This window comes from Acidovorax sp. GW101-11A03 (assembly GCF_059424825.1).
The window spans coordinates 41,376-60,626 of sequence record NZ_JBWKZU010000005.1 but is presented as its reverse complement, the minus strand read 5'-3'; the positions used below and the strand labels follow the sequence as shown (position 1 = coordinate 60,626).

17 protein-coding genes are annotated in these 19,251 nt (G+C 66.5%); 7 read left to right on the top strand and 10 right to left on the bottom strand.

All coding sequences use genetic code 11. From position 1 onward, the window contains the following. The first annotated feature begins 119 nt into the window (after positions 1-119). Positions 120-2,291 (top strand): TonB-dependent receptor, encoded by a 2,172-nt coding sequence (locus AC07Z7_RS04045; RefSeq protein ID WP_494765389.1) that lies wholly within the window; start codon positions 120-122, stop codon positions 2,289-2,291. A gap of 166 nt (positions 2,292-2,457) precedes the next feature. Here the strand turns inward: AC07Z7_RS04045 and AC07Z7_RS04040 are convergent, their stop codons facing one another. The 7 genes from AC07Z7_RS04040 to AC07Z7_RS04010 all read right to left on the bottom strand — a co-directional run bounded on the left by AC07Z7_RS04040 (position 2,458) and on the right by AC07Z7_RS04010 (position 9,427). Beyond that, on the bottom strand, positions 2,458-3,096 hold the full coding sequence (locus AC07Z7_RS04040) for an MBL fold metallo-hydrolase (RefSeq protein ID WP_494765388.1): 639 nt from the start codon (positions 3,094-3,096) through the stop codon (positions 2,458-2,460). Positions 3,097-3,195: 99 nt separating this feature from the next. Then, entirely contained in the window at positions 3,196-3,810 is a 615-nt protein-coding gene (locus AC07Z7_RS04035) for a hypothetical protein (protein WP_094290141.1), read from the bottom strand. A gap of 1 nt (position 3,811) precedes the next feature. Next, positions 3,812-4,174 carry a response regulator gene (locus AC07Z7_RS04030; protein ID WP_494765387.1) on the bottom strand — a complete coding sequence of 121 codons (363 nt, stop codon included), beginning with the start codon at positions 4,172-4,174 and terminating at the stop codon, positions 3,812-3,814. A 23-nt stretch (positions 4,175-4,197) separates the two neighbouring features. Beyond that, complete coding sequence (locus AC07Z7_RS04025; RefSeq protein WP_494765386.1) at positions 4,198-5,850, bottom strand: sensor domain-containing diguanylate cyclase; 1,653 nt, start codon at positions 5,848-5,850, stop codon at positions 4,198-4,200. Next, on the bottom strand, positions 5,831-6,361 hold the full coding sequence (locus AC07Z7_RS04020) for a putative pterin-binding protein (protein WP_494765385.1): 531 nt from the start codon (positions 6,359-6,361) through the stop codon (positions 5,831-5,833). Before AC07Z7_RS04020 ends, AC07Z7_RS04025 begins: the two co-directional genes overlap by 20 nt. 336 nt (positions 6,362-6,697) lie before the next feature. Beyond that, positions 6,698-8,605 (bottom strand): GspE/PulE family protein, encoded by a 1,908-nt coding sequence (locus AC07Z7_RS04015; protein WP_494765384.1) that lies wholly within the window; start codon positions 8,603-8,605, stop codon positions 6,698-6,700. An 18-nt stretch (positions 8,606-8,623) separates the two neighbouring features. After that, on the bottom strand, positions 8,624-9,427 hold the full coding sequence (locus tag AC07Z7_RS04010) for an exodeoxyribonuclease III (protein ID WP_494765383.1): 804 nt from the start codon (positions 9,425-9,427) through the stop codon (positions 8,624-8,626). Positions 9,428-9,437: 10 nt separating this feature from the next. Here AC07Z7_RS04010 and pyrE point away from each other — a divergent pair, with 10 nt between their 5' ends. Both pyrE and AC07Z7_RS04000 read left to right on the top strand, forming a co-directional pair. Further along, positions 9,438-10,136: an orotate phosphoribosyltransferase gene (gene pyrE, locus AC07Z7_RS04005; protein ID WP_094290146.1), complete on the top strand. Its 699-nt coding sequence runs from the start codon at positions 9,438-9,440 to the stop codon at positions 10,134-10,136. Positions 10,137-10,169: 33 nt separating this feature from the next. After that, positions 10,170-10,829 carry a DUF4124 domain-containing protein gene (locus AC07Z7_RS04000; RefSeq protein WP_094290147.1) on the top strand — a complete coding sequence of 220 codons (660 nt, stop codon included), beginning with the start codon at positions 10,170-10,172 and terminating at the stop codon, positions 10,827-10,829. 88 nt (positions 10,830-10,917) lie between these two features. Here the strand turns inward: AC07Z7_RS04000 and gatB are convergent, their stop codons facing one another. From gatB to gatC, 3 genes are read right to left on the bottom strand one after another with little or no spacing between them, the layout of a single operon-like run. After that, positions 10,918-12,366 (bottom strand): Asp-tRNA(Asn)/Glu-tRNA(Gln) amidotransferase subunit GatB, encoded by a 1,449-nt coding sequence (gene gatB / locus AC07Z7_RS03995; RefSeq protein WP_494765382.1) that lies wholly within the window; start codon positions 12,364-12,366, stop codon positions 10,918-10,920. 1 nt (position 12,367) lies between these two features. Then, positions 12,368-13,861 (bottom strand): Asp-tRNA(Asn)/Glu-tRNA(Gln) amidotransferase subunit GatA, encoded by a 1,494-nt coding sequence (gatA, locus tag AC07Z7_RS03990; RefSeq protein WP_252660258.1) that lies wholly within the window; start codon positions 13,859-13,861, stop codon positions 12,368-12,370. A 21-nt stretch (positions 13,862-13,882) separates the two neighbouring features. Continuing rightward, complete coding sequence (gene gatC / locus AC07Z7_RS03985) at positions 13,883-14,182, bottom strand: Asp-tRNA(Asn)/Glu-tRNA(Gln) amidotransferase subunit GatC (protein ID WP_094290150.1); 300 nt, start codon at positions 14,180-14,182, stop codon at positions 13,883-13,885. Between the two features lie 207 nt (positions 14,183-14,389). Between gatC and AC07Z7_RS03980 the strand changes: the two genes are divergently transcribed. The 4 genes from AC07Z7_RS03980 (at position 14,390) to mrdA (ending at position 19,098) form a co-directional block, all read left to right on the top strand. After that, positions 14,390-15,433: a rod shape-determining protein gene (locus AC07Z7_RS03980; RefSeq protein ID WP_008907364.1), complete on the top strand. Its 1,044-nt coding sequence runs from the start codon at positions 14,390-14,392 to the stop codon at positions 15,431-15,433. A 60-nt stretch (positions 15,434-15,493) separates the two neighbouring features. Further along, a complete protein-coding gene (mreC, locus tag AC07Z7_RS03975) occupies positions 15,494-16,417 on the top strand; it encodes a rod shape-determining protein MreC (protein ID WP_094290151.1) in 924 nt (307 codons plus the stop codon). Positions 16,418-16,460: 43 nt separating this feature from the next. Then, a complete protein-coding gene (gene mreD / locus AC07Z7_RS03970; RefSeq protein ID WP_094290152.1) occupies positions 16,461-16,979 on the top strand; it encodes a rod shape-determining protein MreD in 519 nt (172 codons plus the stop codon). 178 nt (positions 16,980-17,157) lie between these two features. Beyond that, complete coding sequence (mrdA, locus tag AC07Z7_RS03965) at positions 17,158-19,098, top strand: penicillin-binding protein 2 (protein WP_094290154.1); 1,941 nt, start codon at positions 17,158-17,160, stop codon at positions 19,096-19,098. Positions 19,099-19,251: the final 153 nt, after the last annotated feature.

The following is a 19,251-nucleotide window of genomic DNA, read 5'->3' as shown; positions in this document are numbered from 1 at the left end:
AGCTCCGTCAAGGAGCGGGTTTGCGTCTTGTATGGAATCGCACTCATTCTTGTTTGTAATCCGTTGACGGGGCGGCTTTCCCATTTCTTTCCTCCCGCTTTTGATTCAGGACTTTCTCTATGCAGACTCGCCGCCCATCCCGGGGTGCCACCCCGGCCCATCCTTTTGCCCTGCGCCAGATCGCCCAGGCCTGTGCGTGGACCTTGCTGGCCGGGGCTGGCGCGGCACTGGCACAAAGCCCGGCCGCCCCGGTGGCGCTGAAGGAGGTGACCGTGAATGCAGCGGCCGAAACGCCCGAGAGCCTGCCCGCCGCAGCGCCCGGTGGCAAGGTGGCCCAGGGCACGCGCCTGGGGGTGCTGGGCAATGTGGGCGTGATGGACACGCCATTCAACATGACGGGCTACACCGCCGAAGGCATTGCCGACCAGCAGGCGCAGACGGTGGGCGCGGTGCTCAAGAACGACCCCTCGGTGCGCACCACCACCAATGAGGGTCATATCGTCGAGAACTTCATCATTCGTGGCTTCGGGGTCTCTGCCAACTCGTTGGCCATCAACGGAGCGTTTGGCTTGGCGCCCGAGCAGAACACGCCCACCGAGCTCTTCGAGCGGGTGGAAGTGCTCAAGGGCCCCGGCGCCATGATGCTGGGGTTGCCACCTGCGGGCGATGTGGGCGGCGCCATCAACCTCGTGCCCAAGCGCGCGGGCAAGACGCCGCTCACGCGCGTGACCACCACGTACTCGTCCCAATCCAACCTGGGCGTGCATGCCGACATGGCGCGCCGTTTTGGCGCGGACCAGCGCCTGGGCGTGCGGGTCAACGGCGTGCTGTCGGGCGGCGAAACCTGGCTCAACCACCAGACCAAGGCGCGCGAGATCGGCCACCTGGCGCTCGACTACCAGGGCGAGGGCTGGAACATTGAGGCCGACGCCTATTCGCTGAAAAACAAGGTGCGCAAGGGCTCGCCCATGCAGCCCATCCTCACCGGCTGGACCACCGTGCCCAAGGCACCCGACGGCTCCACCAACTTCTTCTACGGCGAGGGCGTGTACAGCAACACGCAGACGCAGGGCCTCATCGTGCGTGGCCAGGCCCAGCTCAGTGCGGGCTGGACGGCGTTTGCATCGGCGGGCAGGGCCGAGCACGCGTACGACGGCTTTATCTTCGGCACCCGGCCCGTGTGGACCCCGGCCAATGCCGCCACCGGCAATGCCACGGGCACGGCCTACAACTCCTGGGGCGAGTACACCACCACCACGGCCGAGCTGGGCCTGCGCGGCCAGTTCAGCACCGGCGCCGTGGCCCACAAGCTCACCCTGGCCGCCAATGTGATGAGCTACGAAGGCGGCAGCCGCGCCAACGGCACGGCCGCCATCAACAGCAACATCTACCACCCCCGGCCCATCACCATGCCGGCGGGTGGTGCCGCATCCACCTACAACAAGCTCAACGACGACGTGATGACGGCGCTGAGCGTGGCGGACACCCTCGCGTTTGCCGATGACAGGCTGCAGCTCACGCTGGGCCTGCGCGCGCAGCAGGTAGAGCAAAAGCTCAACAGGTACAAGGAAAGCGCCGTGACCCCCCTGGTGGGCCTGGTCGCCAAGCCCTGGGGCGAGAACGTCTCGCTCTATGGCAACTACGTGGAAGGCCTGAGCGCGGGCACCACCGTGAAGGCACCCTATGCCAACGAGGGCGAAACCTTCAAGCCCTATAAAAGCAAACAGATGGAGGTGGGCGTGAAGTGGGTGCGCGGCAGCCTCACGCAAACGGTGAGCCTGTTCCAGATCAGCAAGCCTGCCCTTATCGAGGCCAACAACCGCCAGGTGCTGGATGGCGAGCAGCGCAACCGGGGCGTGGAGTGGAATGTGTTCGGCCAGCTGACCCCGGCGCTCAGCCTGTTGGGCGGCGTGGCCTACACCGAGGCCGAGCAGACCCAAACCACCAAGGGCGTGAACCAGGGCCGTGCGCAGTTTGGCGTGCCCAAGCTCACGCTGAACCTGGGCGCCGACTGGGCCATCCCCGGTGTGCAGGGCCTGTCGGTCAACGGCCGGGTGAACCACACGGGCGCCCAGTGGCTCACGGGCGACAACAGCGTCAAGCTGCCCGCCTGGACCACGCTGGACGTGGGTGCGCGCTACGCCACGCGCTTTGGCACACAGCCGGTGGTGCTGCGCGCTACCGTCACCAACCTGGCCAACCGCGCGTACTTCGACAGCATCTGGGGCGCGGGCCGGGTGAACGTGGGCGCGCCGCGTGCTGTGCGCCTGTCGGCCGCATTTGACTTTTAAGGCGCCGCGAGAGCGAGGACCCAGCCACGAAGACCGGCGCGCGACCTGGTGGGCGCGCCGGGCTTCAGGGTAGGGGTTATTGCTTCAAATTTGATAGCTATTACGGCTTATCCAGTGGGCGGAAACGGCCAAAAAAGCACAAATTTCAGCGTGCAGGCACACCGCCTCAGGTGCCGCCCACATAGGGATTGCTCTTGCGCTCGCGGCCAAAGCTGCTCTCCGGCCCATGCCCGGGGATGAACACCGTCTGGTCGCCCATGGGCCACAGGCGCTGGGTGATGCTGTCGATCAAATCCTGGTGGTTGCCCATCGGGAAATCCGTGCGCCCGATGCTGCCCGCAAACAGCACATCGCCCACAAAGGCCCGGTCGATCTGCGGCGCATGGAACACCACATGCCCCGGCGTGTGCCCGGGGCAGTGGCGCACGGCCAGCGTCTCATTGCCAATCTGTACCTGGTCGCCATCCGCCAGCCAGCGCGTGGGCGTGAAGTGCTGCGCGGGCGGAAACCCGAACATCGCGCTTTGCTGCGGCAGGCCATCAATCCAGAACTGGTCGCCCGGGTGCGGCCCCACGATGGGCAGCCCCAAACGCGTGGCCAGCTCGCCCGTGCCCCCCGCATGGTCGATGTGTGCGTGCGTGAGCCAGATCTGCGACAGCGTGAGGCCCAGCCGCTGGACTTCAGCCAGCAGCACATCCAGATCGCCCCCGGGGTCGATCACGGCGGCCTGGCGAGTGGTATCACACCAGACGAGGGAGCAGTTCTGTTGGAACGCGGTCACGGGGACGGTGAGGTAACGGAGCATGCGGGGCGGGAGGTGGAGTCCAGGGCGCGCCAGCCGCAATGGGGTGGCGCAACGGAGGTGGCGGCGAGTGTCGCACAGCGCGCCGCGCGGGCCTCGGCGTCAGTCCATCTCCGCCGGCCGCCCCAGCAGCCGGTTCACCGCCGCACGCAGGCCTTCCAGCGAGGTGGTGTTGAGCACAAACACCACAAACCCCTCGATCTGGCTGCTCAGCAGCTCGAAGCGGATGTGCAGGAAGACCACCAGGTGGTTCTGGATGCGGGTGCCCAGGATGGTGCGGCTGTCGCCCACGTCGATGCTGGGGGGGCTGAGCTGGAATTCGTTGCCCAGCAGGTCGGACAGCGCGGCGATGCAGGCGTTGAGCATCACGTTGCCCACCTCGGTCATCGCATCCTGCTCAATGGCGCTGAGGTCTTCGCCGGGCACGCTCTGGCCTGCGACGATGCGCACGATCTCCAGGCTCTTGTGGCCGGGGAAGATCAGCAGGGCGTCGCCGTTGAAGGTGCCGCGAAAAGGCTGGCGCACGCCGTACATGGTGCTGCCTGCGGCCCCCAGCTGCTGGGCGGCTTCGCTCACGGTGAAGATGCTCACATGGGGCACCGACAGCAGCACTTCGTCGTGCATGAGTGCGCCCATGGCGGCGGCGGCCTTGCCTACGCCGATGTTGAAGATCTCGCTGAGCGCGTCGATTTGTTCGGCATCTAGCTGCACCGTCATGTCAGGCTCCTGCCAGTGCTGCGAGCTGGGCGGCTGCGCTGGCGGTAATGGGCTTGGCGATGAACACCATGCCGGCTTCCTCGATGCGTCCCTGCACGGCAGTCTGCACGTTGGCCGTGAGGATGGCAATCGGCACGGCGGGCAGGATCTCGCGCAGCGCAAGGGCGGCTTCCAGGCCGTTCATGCCTGCCATGTTGAAGTCCATGGACACCAGGTCCACGGGGTTTTCGCGCACCAGCTGCAGGGCTTCTTCGCCGCTGCTGGCATGCACGATGGTCCATTGGGGGTGGGTCTGCAGGATCAGGCCCTGCAGGATCAGGCGCGACATGCGGCTGTCGTCAACGATCATTAGGCGCAGGCTCATGGTGTGTGGGGCAGGCGGTGGGGTCAAGATTGTCCGATAGCGACTTCGTAGGCAAGCACTTTGTTGCGGCCTGTGGCCTTGGCGCGATACAGCGCCTGGTCGGCATCCACCAGCAGGGGCTCGATGCCCGCATGGTGCGCCGCCATTTCGGCCACGCCGATCGAGATGGTGAACGAGAGCGGCTGGCCCTGGGGCGACACGATGTTCATCTGGGCCATGCCGCTGCGGATGCGTTCGGCCACCACCATCGCGCTGTCGGCCGTGGCGTGGGGCAGCAGCACGGCAAATTCTTCGCCCCCCAGGCGGCCCAGCAGGTCGGCGTCGCGCAGGGCGTGGCCAATGGCCTCGGCGCAGGTGCGGATGGCCACGTCGCCCATCTGGTGGCCGTGCCGGTCGTTGATGCGTTTGAAGTGGTCGATGTCGATCATCAGCACGGCGCAGGGCTGGCCGTGGCGGCGGCAATGGTCGAACAGGGCGGTGCTGCGCTCCAGGAACGCCCGCCGGTTGAGCAGTCCGCTGAGCGCGTCGCGGGTGGCCAGCTCGCGCAGCTGGCCTTCCAGCGCCTTGTGGGCGCTGATGTCAAAGCCCCACAGCAGGTGCGCCAGTTGCCCCTCCACCTCGATCAGACGGGCCGACAGCGAACTCCAGCAGGGGTCATGTTCGCCAATCAGCGCTTCCATGGCATCGACCTGGCCATACCGGTCCAGGGCCTGGGTGAAGCGCTCGCGGGTTTCGGGGTCGTGCAGCAGCTCGGGCAGGAACAGGGTCTCGGGTGCGGCCTTGAGCCCCAGGCGCTCGGTGAGGCGGCGGTTGATGAAATGCACGCGGCCGCTTTCGACCTCGGCCAGCACCACGTCGCTCGGGCTGGTGTCCAGGATGAAGCTCAGCAGCGCGCGGCCTTCTTCGATCTTGCGGGTGCGGCTGGCCACCCGCACTTCGAGCTGACGGTTGGCCTGCACCAGCTGCTGCGACGCGGCGCGGGCGAGACGGGTGTCGCGCACCAGCTTGGCAATCAGCAGGGCCGTGCCCAGCAGCAGCCCACCCAGCACGGCACTGAGCAACAAAAAGCGCTGGGACAGCTGCTGGCGCGCCTGGCTGGCCTCCTGGGCGCTGAAGAGGTGGACAGTGGCAACCACCTTGCGAAGGCGGTCCAGCAGGGCGTCGGACTGCCGCACGATGTCGGCGGTGATGGCGGCGGCAGCCTTGGCGCTGCCGTTGCCGTTGCCGTTCTGAAGGGCGAGGGGGGCCAGCTGGGTGGACCAGCGCTCGACCAGCGGGCGCAGGCTGTCCAGGTCCTGGGCGGCTTCGGGCAATGCCTCGCGCAGCTGGGTGCTGACGCGGGGCCCCCGGCCGGAGGTGTCGAGTGTGCCGAGCAGCACTTCCAGCCGCTCCTGCAGGTCTTGTGTGCTGGCCTCGCGGGCCCGCACCTTGCGCGCCAGCAGGCTGACCCGGGCCAGCTCGTTGTGCACGCTGGACACGTACCACAGGTCGTTCTGCTGGTGGGGCTGCGCCAGCACATGGGTCTGGCGCAGCGTCCACCACAGGGTGGCGGCCGTGGCCAGCGCCATGGCCGCCACCATGGCCAGCAGCCAGTAGGTGGCATGCGGGCGGGGCTGGCCGGGGGGGATGTCGTTGGCCGCCCGGCGGGGCAGCGGTTTACCGGAGGGCGACTGCATGGACCTGCCAGATGGATCGGTTGATGTAGTCCTGCCCCTGAAGCTGGGGGTGGGTGCCAAATGGGTAGATCAGGATCAGCGGCCCCTTGTCGCGGATGCTGATGCGCTCGCCATCGCGGCTGTACGCCAGGATGGGGTCGAAGCGCACGAGGTCGCTCCAGGGGATTTCGATGGCGTAGTCGTTCAGTGCAGTCAGCAGGATCTGGCTGCGTTCACCCCCACCCATCTGCTCGACCAGGTAGCGCAGCGAAACGCCCCGCCAGCGGTGCTCGCCTGCCAGGCCGAGCGCGGCAGGGAGCGTGGCCACGATTTCTTTGGCTGGCAGCCTGGCCAGGCCCTTGAGGTCGCAGGCCTGGGGCTTGCTGCTCTGGGATGCGTGCAGCTGCAGCACCCGCCGACTTTCGAGGCCGGGGCACACCGGGCCCGCATGTGCCCACTGCGGGCCGCAGAAGGCCATCAGGGAAATCAAGGCGGCGCCTGCGCGGGGCAGGACGGCAGTGGCTCTGAACATCATCACAACTTTCACGTCTTCCGTTTCCGCCGATGCAAGGGCCGGGGCTGGTGCGGGTCTTTCATCGAAGCCCCGGCCGCAGGGGCAGGGGGGCGGGCACAGGGTGACTATGCAGGGGAAAGCACGAAATCCGACAGGTCCAAAACGGAAAATCGCCACAAATGGGGCGTCTTGACAATTGTTGACGTTGCTTGCGACGTTTTTGGTGCGTGCGCCCTGGTGGGGTCGCAGGGGTTGCACTTGCTTACATGGTCCCACCGGGCTCCGGGGTGTGCAACCCCGGCTTACCCGCACACCGGGCCCAGTGCGTGGTGAAGCGCTTGCGCCCGCAGTGCGCTACAGGTTGGTGGCGGCCACCACTTCGGCCATGTCGGTCAGGCCCTGCAGCACTTTCTCGATGCCGTCCTGGCGCAGGGTGCGCATGCCGGCCGCCAGCGCCGAGTGGCGGATGTCCGCGGCCGGTGCACGGCGGCGGATGTGCTGGCGGATGGCCTCGTCGCTCAGCATGAGCTCGTGGATGCCCAGCCGCCCGTGGTAGCCGTGGTTGTCACATTGTTTGCAGCCTACATGGCGCCACAGCCGCAGCTCGCCCTGGGGTCCGCCGTATTGCTGGCGCCAGCGCGCGATCTGCGCCTCGCGGGCATCGGTGGTGTTGTTGGTGCCGCTGTCCAGGTACTGCGATGCCAGCCCCAGCAGCGTGTCGTGGTCAGCCACACGCGGCTCACGGCAGGCGGGGCACAGGCGGCGCACCAGGCGCTGGGCCAGGATCGCGAGGAGTGAGTCGGAAAAGTTGAACGGGTCCAGGCCGATTTCGAGCAGGCGCGCAATGCTCTCGGGTGCCGAGTTGGTGTGCAGGGTGGACAGCACCAGGTGCCCGGTGAGCGAGGCCTCGATGGCGATGCGCGCGGTTTCCTCGTCGCGCATCTCGCCGATCATGATCACGTCCGGATCGGCGCGCAGAAAGGTGCGCATGGCGGCGGCAAAGGTCCAGCCGATGCGCGGGTTCACCTGCACCTGGCGCAGGCCCTCCTGCGTGATCTCGATGGGGTCTTCGGCCGTCCAGATCTTGCGGCCTGCGGTGTTGATGTCGCGCACCACCGAATGCAGCGTGGTCGTCTTGCCGCAGCCGGTGGGGCCGCACACCAGCACCAGGCCATAACTTTTTTGCACCACGGAGCGCAGCGCCAGCAGGTTGGGCTGGCTCAGGCCAATGTTCTCCAGCGGCAGGGGCTTGGCGCCCGCCAGCAGGCGCAGCACCACGTCCTCCAGCCCGCGCGAGGTGGGCACGGTGACCACGCGCAGCTCCACCGGCGGGCCGCCAAAGCGCGCGAAGTCGATCTTGCCGTCCTGGGGCTTGCGGTGCTCCGAGATGTCCATGCTGGCCATGATCTTGATGCGCGCCACCATCGCAAAGCGGTAGCGCGCAGGCAGCTCCAGATAGGGCACCAGATCGCCGTCGATGCGCAGGCGCACGCGCACATTGCGCGGCGCGGGCTCGGTCTCGATGTGGATGTCGGAGGCGCGGTGGTTGATGGCCTCGTCGATCACCGAGTTGATGAGCCGCACCAGGGTGTTGTCCGACTCGCTGATCACATCGGCCTGTTCGGCATCGGCGTCCGGCGCGGCACTGCTCAGGTTGGTCAGCAGCTCCTGCGAGGTGGCGCGGGCGCCTGCGCTGGCGTTGCCCGGCGCTGCGGAGGTGGTGCGGTAGGCCTTGTGGATGGCGGGCATCAGGGTGCCCGGCGCAGCCTGCAGCGGGATCAGGCGCCGCTGGGTCAGAAAGCGCATCTCGTCCACCAGCACCCGGTCCCAGGGGTCGGCCATGAGCAGCACCAGCGCGTCCTCGCGGGCAATCAGCGGCAGCACGGACTCGCGCTCGGCCACGGCGCGGGGGATCAGGGCCAGCGCCGACGGCTCGGGGGTGATGTCGCCGGGGTGCACCGTGTACTCACCGAGCCAGGTGGCGATCACGTTGCGCAGCTGCTCCTGGGTCAGGGCCCCCCGGTCCACCAGGATCTGGCCGATGGGCCGGTGCTGGCCCTGGCTGCGTTCTGCCTGCTGCGCCTGCAGGCCCTCTGACAACGCGGGGGTGGCCAGCAGCCCGGCATGCACCAGCGCCTCGCCCAGGTGCCGCGCCTTCCCCACTGTGGGGTGGGGGGTGGAAATCTGCTTCCACAAGGCCTCCGTACTGGGGGGGCGAAAGCTGTGGGCGGGTGGGGGTGCGGAGGCAGCGGCGTCGGTCATCGGGTCAGCGGGGCCGGGTCATAGACGGAATTCGTAGTCCACCGTGATCGGTGCGTGGTCGGAGAATTTCTCGCCCTTGTAGATGGATTCGGTGCGTGCCAGCGCCGCCAGCGTGGGGGTGGCCAGGTGGTAATCCAGACGCCATCCCACGTTGTTGGCATAGGCCTGGCCGCGGTTGCTCCACCAGGTGTAGGCGGTGTCGGTCGCGGTCGGTTGTAACTGGCGGTAAACGTCGATGATGCCGCCGCCTTCATCAGTTGTGTGCAACAACTTTGTCATCCACGCGCGTTCTTCGGGCAAAAAACCACTGTTTTTCTGGTTGCTGCGCCAGTTTTTGAGGTCTATTTGCTGGTGCGCAATGTTGATGTCACCGCACAGGATGAATTCGCGTTCGGCCTTCAGGCGCATGAGGTGCGGGTGGAACTCGGCCAGAAAGCGAAACTTGGCCAACTGGCGCTCTTCGCCCGAGGAGCCGCTGGGGAAATAGGCGCTGATGATGGACAGCTTGCGCGCGGGCGTGTCAAAGCGCAGCTCTACATAGCGGCCTTCTGCATCAAACTCTTCAGATCCATAGCCAATCACTATGTCGGAGGGCTCGTGCCGGGTGTACACCCCTACACCGGAATAGCCTTTTTTCTGGGCGAAGTGGAAGTGGCCCTGCAGGTCGGCCAGCCGTTCAAAGCGGTTGGCCATGTCGGGCGCCTGTGCCTTGACTTCCTGCACACAAATACAATCCGGCCGCGTGGCTGCCATCCAGCTTTCCACGCCTTTGCTGGTGGCCGAGCGGATGCCATTGAGATTGAGGCTGGTTAATTTGAACAAGGATTTCCCCATGGTGGATGTTGGCGCGCAAACCTCAGAGCAGGGCCAGCTGGCGCAGGATTTTGTCCGTTTTGCCGTTGAATCGGGCGTGCTGCGGTTTGGTGAATTCAAGACCAAGGCCGGGCGCCTGAGCCCCTATTTCTTCAATGCCGGTCTGTTTGACGACGGCCGCAAGATCGGCCGCCTCGCGGAATTCTATGCAAAAGCCCTGCTGGCCAGCGGCATCGAATTCGACATGGTGTTCGGCCCTGCATACAAGGGCATTCCCCTGGCTGCGACGGTGGCGGTGGAGCTGGCCCGCCTGGGCCGCAACGTGCCGTTTGCCTACAACCGCAAGGAGGCCAAGGACCATGGCGAAGGTGGCACCCTGGTGGGCGCGCCCCTGAAGGGCCGGGTGCTGATCGTGGACGATGTGATGTCGGCCGGCACTGCCGCCCGCGAGTCTATCGCCATCATCAAGGCGGCAGGCGCCACGCCCCATGCGGTGGCCATTGCGCTGGACCGCCAGGAAAAAGCCACAGAAAATGGCCAGGACGTAGACCACAGCGCCGTGCAGTACGTGCGCCACCAGCTGGGCATGCAGGTGTGCGCCATTGCGCGTCTGGCAGACTTATTGCTCTACCTGGAGCATAACGGGGAGGACGCAATGCGTTCCCACCATGACAAAGTGCTGGCCTACCGCCAGCGGTATGGCGTCAACGAGGGGTAGACAACTTTGAGCGGCAGCAAATCGGCGTGGATCATGGGCGGGGTTCTGCTGGCCACCCTGGCCGCCGATTTGGCGCGGGCGCAGGCAGGAGGTATCTACACCTGTGTGGACCGCAATGGCCGACGCCTGACTGCCGACCGCCCCATCCCCGAATGCCTGGACCGTGAGCAGCGCGAGCTGAGCCCCTCGGGCACTGTGCGCCGACAGATCGGCCCCTCCCTCACCGAACAGGAGCGCAGCGCCCAGGAGGCCCAGCAGCGCAAAGAGGCCGAGGCCCGCGCCCGCGAAGTGGAGGAGCGCCGCCGCGAGCGCGTGCTCACCACCCGCTACCCCGACAAGGCGGCCCACGATGTGGAGCGCGCGGCGGCCATCCAGATGGTCGATGACGTGACCGCCACCGCAGAAAAACGCATTGCCGAACTCAAGCAGCAGCACAAGGCGTTTGAGGTGGAAATGGAGTTCTACAAACGCGACCCGAACAAGGCGCCCATGGCGCTGCGCCGCAAGATCGCCGAGAACGAGGATAGCATCGCCGAGCAGCAGCGCTTCATCGCCGGGCAGGACCAGGAAAAGCGGCGCGTGCACCAGCGCTTTGATGCCGAGCTGGCCCAGTTGCGCAAGCTGTGGGAGTCGCAGCGCCTGCCTGCTGCGGCCGCCGGTGCTGCGGCAGAAACGCCTGCCGCCAGCCGGTAAATACGGGCCATTGCAAAGCACGAAAAAAACAAAGGGGCCGCGAGGCCCCTTGTGTTTTGGTCGTTGCTGGGTTCAGTCCATCAAGCCATCAACCTGCGAGCTTGGCGCGCAGCAGCTCGTTCACCTGCGTCGGGTTCGCCTTGCCCTTGCTGGCCTTCATGATCTGGCCCACCAGCGCATTGAAGGCTTTGTCCTTGCCCGCACGGAACTGCGCCACGTTGTCGGCGTTGGCGGCGATCACCTCATCGATGATCTTTTCGAGCGCGCCGGAATCGTTCATCTGCTTGAGGCCCTTGGCCTCGATGACGGCGTCCACGTCCTGCCCCTCACCAGTCCACAGCGCGTCGAACACTTGCTTGGCTGCGTTGTTGGAGATGGTGCCGTCGGCAATGCGCGCGATCAGCGCGGCCAGCTGAGCCGACGACACGGGCGCCTGCTCGATGCCGATCTCGGCCATGTTCAGGCGGCGCGAGACTTCGCCCATGATCCAGTTGCTGGCCAGCTTGGCCTGGCCGCAGGCCTTGGCCACGGCTTCGAAGTAGGCGGCCATCGCCTTGCTTTGCGTGAGCGTTGTCGCGTCGTACTCGGGCAAGCCGTAGTCCGCCACAAAACGTGCGGCCATGGTGCGAGGCAATTCGGCCATCTGCGCGCGCTGCTCCTCGATCCATTGCTCCGAAATATGTAGCGGAGGCAGATCGGGATCGGGGAAGTAGCGGTAGTCGGCCGCGTCTTCCTTGGTGCGCATCGCACGCGTTTCGCCCGTGTCGGGGTCAAACAGTACGGTGGCCTGCTGGATCGCATGGCCGTCTTCGATCTGCTCGATCTGCCAGCGGATTTCGTAGTCAATCGCCTGCTGCATGAACTTGAACGAGTTCAGGTTCTTGATCTCGCGGCGCGTGCCCAGCGGCTGGCCCGGCTTGCGCACCGACACGTTGGCGTCGCAGCGGAAGCTGCCTTCCTGCATGTTGCCGTCGCAGATGCCGATCCAGGTGACGATCTTGTGCAGCTCCTTGGCATAGGCCACGGCTTCTTCGCTGCTGCGGATGTCGGGCTCGGTCACGATCTCCAGCAGGGGGGTACCAGCACGGTTCAGGTCGATGCCCGACTGGCCGATGAAGTCTTCATGCAGCGACTTGCCCGCGTCTTCTTCGAGGTGGGCGCGCACCAGGCGCACGGTCTGCTTTTCGTCGCCCAGAAAGAACGATACCTCGCCGCCTTGCACCACCGGGATCTCGAACTGGCTGATCTGGTAGCCCTTGGGCAGGTCGGGGTAGAAGTAGTTTTTGCGCGCGAAAATGCTCTTCTCGGCAATGTGGGAGCCGAGGGCCAGTCCTAATTTGATAGCACAGGCCACGGCCTCTCGGTTCATCACGGGCAGGGTGCCGGGCAGGGCCAGGTCCACGGCACAGGCCTGGGTGTTGGGCTCGGCGCCAAACGCAGTGGCAGCGCGGCTGAAGATCTTGCTCTGGGTGGCAAGCTGGGTGTGGGTTTCGAAGCCGATGACGACTTCGTAGCCATGGATCAGTTTGGCGGTCATGTCAGAAGCCCTCCGGACGGCGGAGGTGGAAATCGGTGGCTTGCTGCAGGCGGTGCGCAGCGTTCAGAAGACGGGCTTCCTGGTAGTAGTTGCCCAGCAGCTGCAGGCCCACGGGCAAACCGCCCTCGCCAAAACCGGCGGGCACGCTCATGCCGGGCAGGCCGGCCAGCGAGCCGGGCAGGGTGAAGATGTCGGCCAGGTAGTCGGCCAGCGGGTCGTTGCCGTGGTCGCCCAGCTTCCAGGCCACGGTGGGGGCCACGGGGCCCGCGATCAGGTCGCAGCTCTTGAATGCGTTCTGGAAATCGTCGGCGATCATGCGGCGGATCTTCTGCGCCTGCAGGTAGTAGGCGTCGTAATAGCCGTGCGAGAGCACATAGGCGCCGATCATGATGCGGCGCTTGACCTCGTCGCCAAAACCTTCGGCGCGGGTCTTCTTGTACATGTCCACCAGGTCGGTGTAGTCCTTGGCGCGGTGGCCAAACTTCACGCCGTCAAAGCGGCTGAGGTTGGACGACGCCTCGGCCGGGGCAATGATGTAGTAGACCGGGATGGACAGCTGCGTGCGCGGCAGGCTGATGGGCACCAGCTTGGCGCCGAGCTTCTCGTATTCCTTCAGGGCACCATCCACGGCGGCGCGCACATCGGGCGCCAGGCCTTCGCCAAAGAACTCGGCGGGGATGCCAATGCGCAGGCCGTCAATGCTGTCATTGAGCTTGGCGCTGAAGTTCTCGGCGGGCATATCCAGGCTGGTGGAGTCGCGGTCCGGGTCGGGGCCGCACATGGCGGACAGCAGCAGCGCGCAGTCTTCGGCCGAGCGGGCCATGGGCCCCGCCTGGTCGAGGCTGGAGGCAAACGCGATCATCCCGTAACGGCTGGCGCGGCCATAGGTGGGCTTGATACCGGTGATGCCACAGAACGAGGCGGGTTGGCGGATGGAGCCGCCGGTGTCCGTGCCGGTGACGGCGGGCGCCAGGCGCGCAGCCACGGCCACGGCGCTGCCGCCGGACGAGCCGCCGGGGATGCGGTCGGTAGCCCAGGGGTTGCGCACGGGGGCGGGGGCGTCAAAGCCCACGGGGGCGACGGCCGAATTTTCGTTGGCCGAGCCCATGGCGAACTCGTCGCAGTTGAGCTTGCCCAAGGTCACGGCGCCTGCGTCGGCCAGCTTGGTGACCACGGTGGCGTCAAACGGCGAGCGGTAGCCCGCGAGCATCTTCGAGCCCGCAGTGCTGGGGAAGTCGCGCGTGACAAAAATATCCTTGTGGGCGATGGGCACGCCCGCCAGCGGGCCTGCAGTGCCAGCGGCAATGGCGGCGTCCTGGGCGCGGGCCTGGGCCAGGGTGATGTCCGGGTTCACGGCCACGTAGGCGCCCAGGTCCTGGTGGGCTTGTGCGCGGTCAAGGAAATGCTGGGCGGCCTCGACGGCCGAAACGCGGCGTTCGCGCAGCTCGGTGGCCAACTGGGCCACGCCCAGGTCATGCAATGCGGTGGAAGTCATGCGGCGAAAGTCAGTTCTTGCTTACTCGATCACTTTGGGCACGAGGAACAGGCCCCGTTCGACAGCGGGCGCGCTTTGCTGGTTGGCTTCGCGCTGGTTGGGCTCGCTGGCCACGTCCTCGCGCAGGCGCAGCTGCACGTCCTGGATGGCGGCCACGGGGTGGGCCAGGGGCGTGACGCCCGAGGTATCCACAGCCCGCATCTGTTCCACGATGTCAAAGAAGCCGTTGAGCTGCGTGAGCATGCGCTCACTTTCGGAGGGTGTCAGCTCAAGCCGCGCCAAGTTGGCAATGCGGCCGATGTCCTGGGGGGTCAGTGCCATAGGGAGGAGAATCTAGAGAAACCAGAAGTAAAGCTGTGATCCAGGCTGCGCCGGAGGGAGTTATTCACAGGGGATGGGGTATTATCCCGGCTTTGCCGCAAAGCTCCCGGAATGGGAGTCAATTGCGTGAAAAAAGCCAATAAACACCCCCTGAAATACCTGGCGATGGCAGGCCGACGTGCATGCCGTGCCCGAGAGGACTTTTGAATGTTCGGAGCTTTCCGTCGGTACTTCTCCACCGACCTTGCCATTGACCTTGGCACAGCCAACACCCTCATCTTCGCCCGCGACAAAGGCATCGTCCTCGACGAGCCCTCTGTGGTCGCCATTCGCCACGAAGGCGGCCCCCACGGCAAGAAAGTCATCCAGGCCGTAGGCCACGAGGCCAAGGCCATGCTGGGCAAGGTGCCCGGCAACATCGAAGCCATCCGCCCGATGAAGGACGGCGTGATCGCCGACTTCGTGATCACCGAGCAGATGATCAAGCAGTTCATCAAGATGGTGCATCCGCGCACGCTGTTCACCCCCAGCCCGCGCATCATCATCTGCGTGCCCTGCGGCTCCACCCAGGTCGAGCGCCGCGCCATCAAGGACGCCGCCGAGGCGGCGGGCGCCACGGCCGTTTATCTGATTGAAGAACCCATGGCCGCCGGTATCGGCGCGGGCCTGCCGGTCTCGGAAGCCAGCGGCTCCATGGTCGTGGACATCGGCGGCGGCACGACCGAAGTCGGCGTGATCTCTCTGGGCGGCATGGTCTACAAGGGCAGCGTCCGCGTGGGTGGCGACAAGTTCGACGAAGCCATCATCAGCTACATCCGCCGCAACTACGGCATGCTGATCGGCGAGCCCACGGCCGAAGCCATCAAGAAAAACATCGGCTCGGCCTTCCCCGGCTCCGAAGTGCGCGAGATGGAAGTCAAGGGCCGCAACCTGTCCGAAGGCGTGCCACGCAGCTTCACCATTTCTTCCAACGAAGTGCTGGAAGCCCTGACCGACCCGCTGAACCAGATCGTCTCGGCAGTGAAGAACGCGCTGGAGCAAACCCCTCCCGAGCTGGGTGCCGACATTGCCGATCGCGGCATGATGCTCACCGGCGGCGGCGCGCTGCTGCGCGACCTGGACCGCCTGCTGGCCGAAGAAACCGGCCTGCCCGTGCTGGTGGCCGAAGACCCGCTGACCTGCGTGGTGCGCGGCTGCGGCATCGCGCTGGAGCGCATGGACCGCCTGGGCAGCATCTTTACCAGCGAGTAATCCGGGGATGCCTGTCATGCCACAGGCACGCGACCACTTCATTGACCGCATGCGCCGCACATGCCACTGGGTACTTTAGAGCGCAGCGCTCCCCCTTTCTTCAAACAGGGCCCCTCGGCCCTGTCGCGTTTGGCCGTGTTCAGTGCGCTGGCGCTGTTCCTCATGGTGGCCGATGCGCGCTTCCACATCACCGACCCGCTGCGCAAGGTGGTGGCCACCGTGCTCTACCCGGTGCAGTGGCTCATGCTCAAGCCGGTGGAGTTTGCCAGCCAGGGCGCTGGCTACTTCCAGTCGCTGCAGACCGCGCAGCAGGACCTGGACACCGCGCGCAAGAAGATGACCGAGATGGGCCAGCGCGCCAACCAGGCCGATCAGCTGGCCCTGGAAAACGGCCGCCTGCGCAAGCTGTTGGAACTGCGCGACCGGCTGCAGACCCCGGCCCAGGCGGCCGAGGTGATCTATGACACCGCCGATCCCTACACCCGCCGCGTGGTGCTGGACCGGGGCCAGTTGGGCGGCGTGGAGTTGGGCGCACCGGTCATGGACGAGGCCGGGGTGCTGGGCCAGGTCACGCGCGTGTTCCCCTTGGTCAGCGAGGTCACCCTGCTGGTGGACCGCGACCAGGCGATCCCCGTTTTGAACATCCGCACCGGCGTGCGGGGTGTGGCTTATGGCGACCCCGTGGCGGGGCATGGCGGTGGCATGGAGCTGCGCTTCATGCCCGCCAATGCCGACATCCGCGAAGACGACCTGCTGACCACCAGCGGTGTGGACGGCCTCTACCCCCCGGGCCTGCCCGTGGCGCGGGTGGTGCGGGTGGAGCGCCGGGCCGACTCGGCGTTTGCCCGCATCTACTGCGCGCCCCTGGCCCAGGTGCAGGGCGCGCGCCACGTGGTGGTGCTCAAGCCGCTGGCCGAGCACGAACTGCAGCGCCCCGAACCAGCGCACCCGGTGCCGTCGAACAAGCGCGGAGGCCGCAAGTGAGCCGCTGCGTCATCCCCCGCATCCACACGAAAGGGCCCACGCCATGATCATGCCGCGTGGTGAACCCCTGCTGATGCCGGTGAACCCGGTGTTCATGTGGTTCAGCCTGGTGGCGGGCCTGGCCATCAACATGCTGCCGCTGGGCCGCATCGTCTGGACGCCCGACCTGCTCATGGTGCTGCTCGTGTTCTGGGGCGTGCACCAGCCGCTGCGCATTGGCATGGGCGCGGCCTTTGTGCTGGGCCTGTGCATGGACGTGAGCCAGTCGGCGCTGCTGGGCCAGCATGCGCTGTCGTACACCGTGCTGTCGTTTGGTGCCATTGCCATCCACCGCCGCCTGCTGTGGTTCAGCGTGCCGTCGCAGGCGCTGCAGGTGTTCCCGCTGTTTGCGCTGGCCCATGCCATCGAGCTGTTGCTGCGCATGGCGGCGGGCGGGATCTTTCCGGGCCTGTGGAGCCTGCTGGCGCCGCTGATCGAGGCGCTGCTCTGGCCCCTGGCCAGCTGGGTGCTGCTGGCGCCCCAGCGCCGTCCGCCCGACAGCGACCAGAACCGCCCGTTGTGAACATGAGGCAACCCCCTGAGCGGCTGCGCCGCTTCCCCCTTCTCTCGCAGTGCTGCGCACTGCGGGAAGGGGGACGACGCCCTCGCGGCGGGGCGGCCCTGGCTCGGCGTCCTCTGGCCTGGGCCGTGCCAGTCGCACAGGCCGCGAGCGTCTGCTCCGTTCCTGTGGGGGCGCAGCCATGACCGAACTGCGCAGCAGCGAAGCCGACGCATCGCGTTTTCGCCTGCGGGCCGTGGTGGTGGGCCTGGTGGTGTTTGCCGCGTTCTGCCTGGTGGTGGCGAGGCTGATTTTTCTGCAGGTCGTGCGCCACGACGACCTCGCGGCCCAGGCCGAGAGCAACCGCACGGCGGTCGCGCCCATCGTGCCCAACCGGGGCCTGATCCTGGACCGCAACGGGGTGGTGCTGGCCACCAACTACTCGGCCTACACGCTGGAGATCACGCCCTCGCGCGCCGGGGTGCTCGACGAAACCATTGACGCGCTGTCCAAGGTGGTGGACATCCAGACGCGGGACCGCCGGCGCTTCAAGCGGCTCATGGACGAGTCGCGCAACTTTGAATCCCTGCCCATCCGCACCCGCCTGACCGACCAGGAGGTGGCGCGCTTCACCGCCCAGCGCTACCGCTTTCCGGGGGTGGACATCAAGGCGCGGCTGTTCCGCAACTACCCGCTGGGCGATGTGGGCAGCCATGCCATTGGCTACATCGGCCGCATCAACCAGACCGAGAAGGCGCGCATCCAGGACTCGGAGGACGAGGCCAACTACCGGGGCACGGAATACATCGGCAAGCTGGGTGTGGAGCAGAGCTTCGAGGCGGCGCTGCACGGCGTGACCGGCTTCGAGCAGATGGAAACCTCGGCGGGCGGGCGGGCCGTGCGCAAGCTGTCCAGCCACGCGGCCACGCCGGGCGACAGCGTGATGCTGTCCATCGACGTCAAGCTGCAAAAACTCATCGAAGAGCTGTATGGCAGCCGCCGGGGCGCGCTGGTGGCCATCGACCCGCGCAACGGCGAAATCCTGGCGCTGGTGAGCAAGCCCACCTTCGACCCCAACCTGTTCGTCGAGGGCATCGATGCCGAAAACTGGGCTGCACTCAACGAATCCATCGACAAGCCGCTGCTCAACCGCGCCCTGCGCGGCACCTACCCGCCCGGCTCCACCTACAAGCCCTTCATGGCGCTGGCCGCGCTGCAGCTGAACAAGCGTTCGCCCAGCCTGGTGGTCAACGACCCGGGGTTCTACACCTTTGGGGGCCACACCTTCCGCAGCCACGAGGGCGGGCTGGGCGGGGTGGACATGCACCGCGCCATCCAGCAGTCGAGCAACACCTATTTCTATTCGCTGGCGGTGGAGATGGGCGTGGACGCCATCCACGACTTCATGAAGCCGCTGGGTTTTGGCCAGTCCACCGGCATCGACCTGAACGGCGAAGTGCGCGGCACCCTGCCCAGCACCGAATGGAAGCGCAACGCCTACAAGCGCCCCGAGATGAAGCGCTGGTTCCCCGGTGAAACCGTGTCGCTGGGCATTGGCCAGGGCTACAACAACTTCACCATGCTGCAGCTGGCGCTGGCCCAGGCCACGATGGCCAACGGGGGCACCCGCTACCGCCCGCACCTGGCCAAGGCGGTGAAGAACTCCGTCACGGGGGCGATCACCGAGATCGCCCAGCCGCCCGGCGAGAACCTGGGCTATTTGCCCAAGAACGTGGAAATCGTGCGCAACGCCATGGTGGCCGTGAACAAGGGCGGCACCGGCACCCGCGTGTTCGCCGGTGCGCCCTACACCGCCGGTGGCAAGACCGGCACGGCGCAGGCGGTGAGCCTGGGCCAGAACGTGAAGTACAACGCCAAGGCGCTGGAAGAGCACCAGCGCGACCACTCGCTGTTTGCCGCGTTTGCCCCGGCCGAGAACCCGACCATCGCCGTCGCTGCGATCGTGGAGAACGCCGGTTTTGGCGCCGCCCACGCAGCGCCCATTGTGCGGCGGGTGTTCGACTACTGGCTGCAAGGCGAATACCCCAGCGAGGAAGACATCGCCGCCGTGCAGAAGGGCCAGGCCGCAGCCCCCATTGGCAAGCCCCGCCGGGCTGCCGAGGTGACCCTGCCCTTGCCTTGATGGCCGGGGGCGTGTGCTGGTCTGCCCCCGCAGCCCACCCCGCGAACATCTTCTAACAGGCCGCGCCCAGCTTCTGCGGCAGAATCCGCCCGCCCCCGCTGGATAACCGGAAACCAGATTCCGGCCCTGCCCGGGGCCGCGCCCGATCGCCAC

Excerpts from the sequence above, each read along its gene's own strand:
- AC07Z7_RS04045 (WP_494765389.1), top strand. The coding sequence starts at position 120 with ATGCAGACTCGCCGCCCATCCCGGGGTGCCACCCCGGCCCATCCTTTT.
- pyrE (WP_094290146.1), top strand. The coding sequence starts at position 9,438 with ATGGTGGATGTTGGCGCGCAAACCTCAGAGCAGGGCCAGCTGGCGCAG.
- gatB (WP_494765382.1), bottom strand. The coding sequence starts at position 12,366 with ATGACCGCCAAACTGATCCATGGCTACGAAGTCGTCATCGGCTTCGAA.
- mreD (WP_094290152.1), top strand. The coding sequence starts at position 16,461 with ATGATCATGCCGCGTGGTGAACCCCTGCTGATGCCGGTGAACCCGGTG.
- AC07Z7_RS04040 (WP_494765388.1), bottom strand. The coding sequence starts at position 3,096 with ATGCTCCGTTACCTCACCGTCCCCGTGACCGCGTTCCAACAGAACTGC.
- mreC (WP_094290151.1), top strand. The coding sequence starts at position 15,494 with ATGCCACTGGGTACTTTAGAGCGCAGCGCTCCCCCTTTCTTCAAACAG.
- mrdA (WP_094290154.1), top strand. The coding sequence starts at position 17,158 with ATGACCGAACTGCGCAGCAGCGAAGCCGACGCATCGCGTTTTCGCCTG.
- gatA (WP_252660258.1), bottom strand. The coding sequence starts at position 13,861 with ATGACTTCCACCGCATTGCATGACCTGGGCGTGGCCCAGTTGGCCACC.
- AC07Z7_RS04015 (WP_494765384.1), bottom strand. The coding sequence starts at position 8,605 with ATGACCGACGCCGCTGCCTCCGCACCCCCACCCGCCCACAGCTTTCGC.
- gatC (WP_094290150.1), bottom strand. The coding sequence starts at position 14,182 with ATGGCACTGACCCCCCAGGACATCGGCCGCATTGCCAACTTGGCGCGG.
- AC07Z7_RS04025 (WP_494765386.1), bottom strand. The coding sequence starts at position 5,850 with ATGCAGTCGCCCTCCGGTAAACCGCTGCCCCGCCGGGCGGCCAACGAC.
- AC07Z7_RS03980 (WP_008907364.1), top strand. The coding sequence starts at position 14,390 with ATGTTCGGAGCTTTCCGTCGGTACTTCTCCACCGACCTTGCCATTGAC.
- AC07Z7_RS04000 (WP_094290147.1), top strand. The coding sequence starts at position 10,170 with ATGGGCGGGGTTCTGCTGGCCACCCTGGCCGCCGATTTGGCGCGGGCG.
- AC07Z7_RS04030 (WP_494765387.1), bottom strand. The coding sequence starts at position 4,174 with ATGAGCCTGCGCCTAATGATCGTTGACGACAGCCGCATGTCGCGCCTG.
- AC07Z7_RS04035 (WP_094290141.1), bottom strand. The coding sequence starts at position 3,810 with ATGACGGTGCAGCTAGATGCCGAACAAATCGACGCGCTCAGCGAGATC.
- AC07Z7_RS04020 (WP_494765385.1), bottom strand. The coding sequence starts at position 6,361 with ATGTTCAGAGCCACTGCCGTCCTGCCCCGCGCAGGCGCCGCCTTGATT.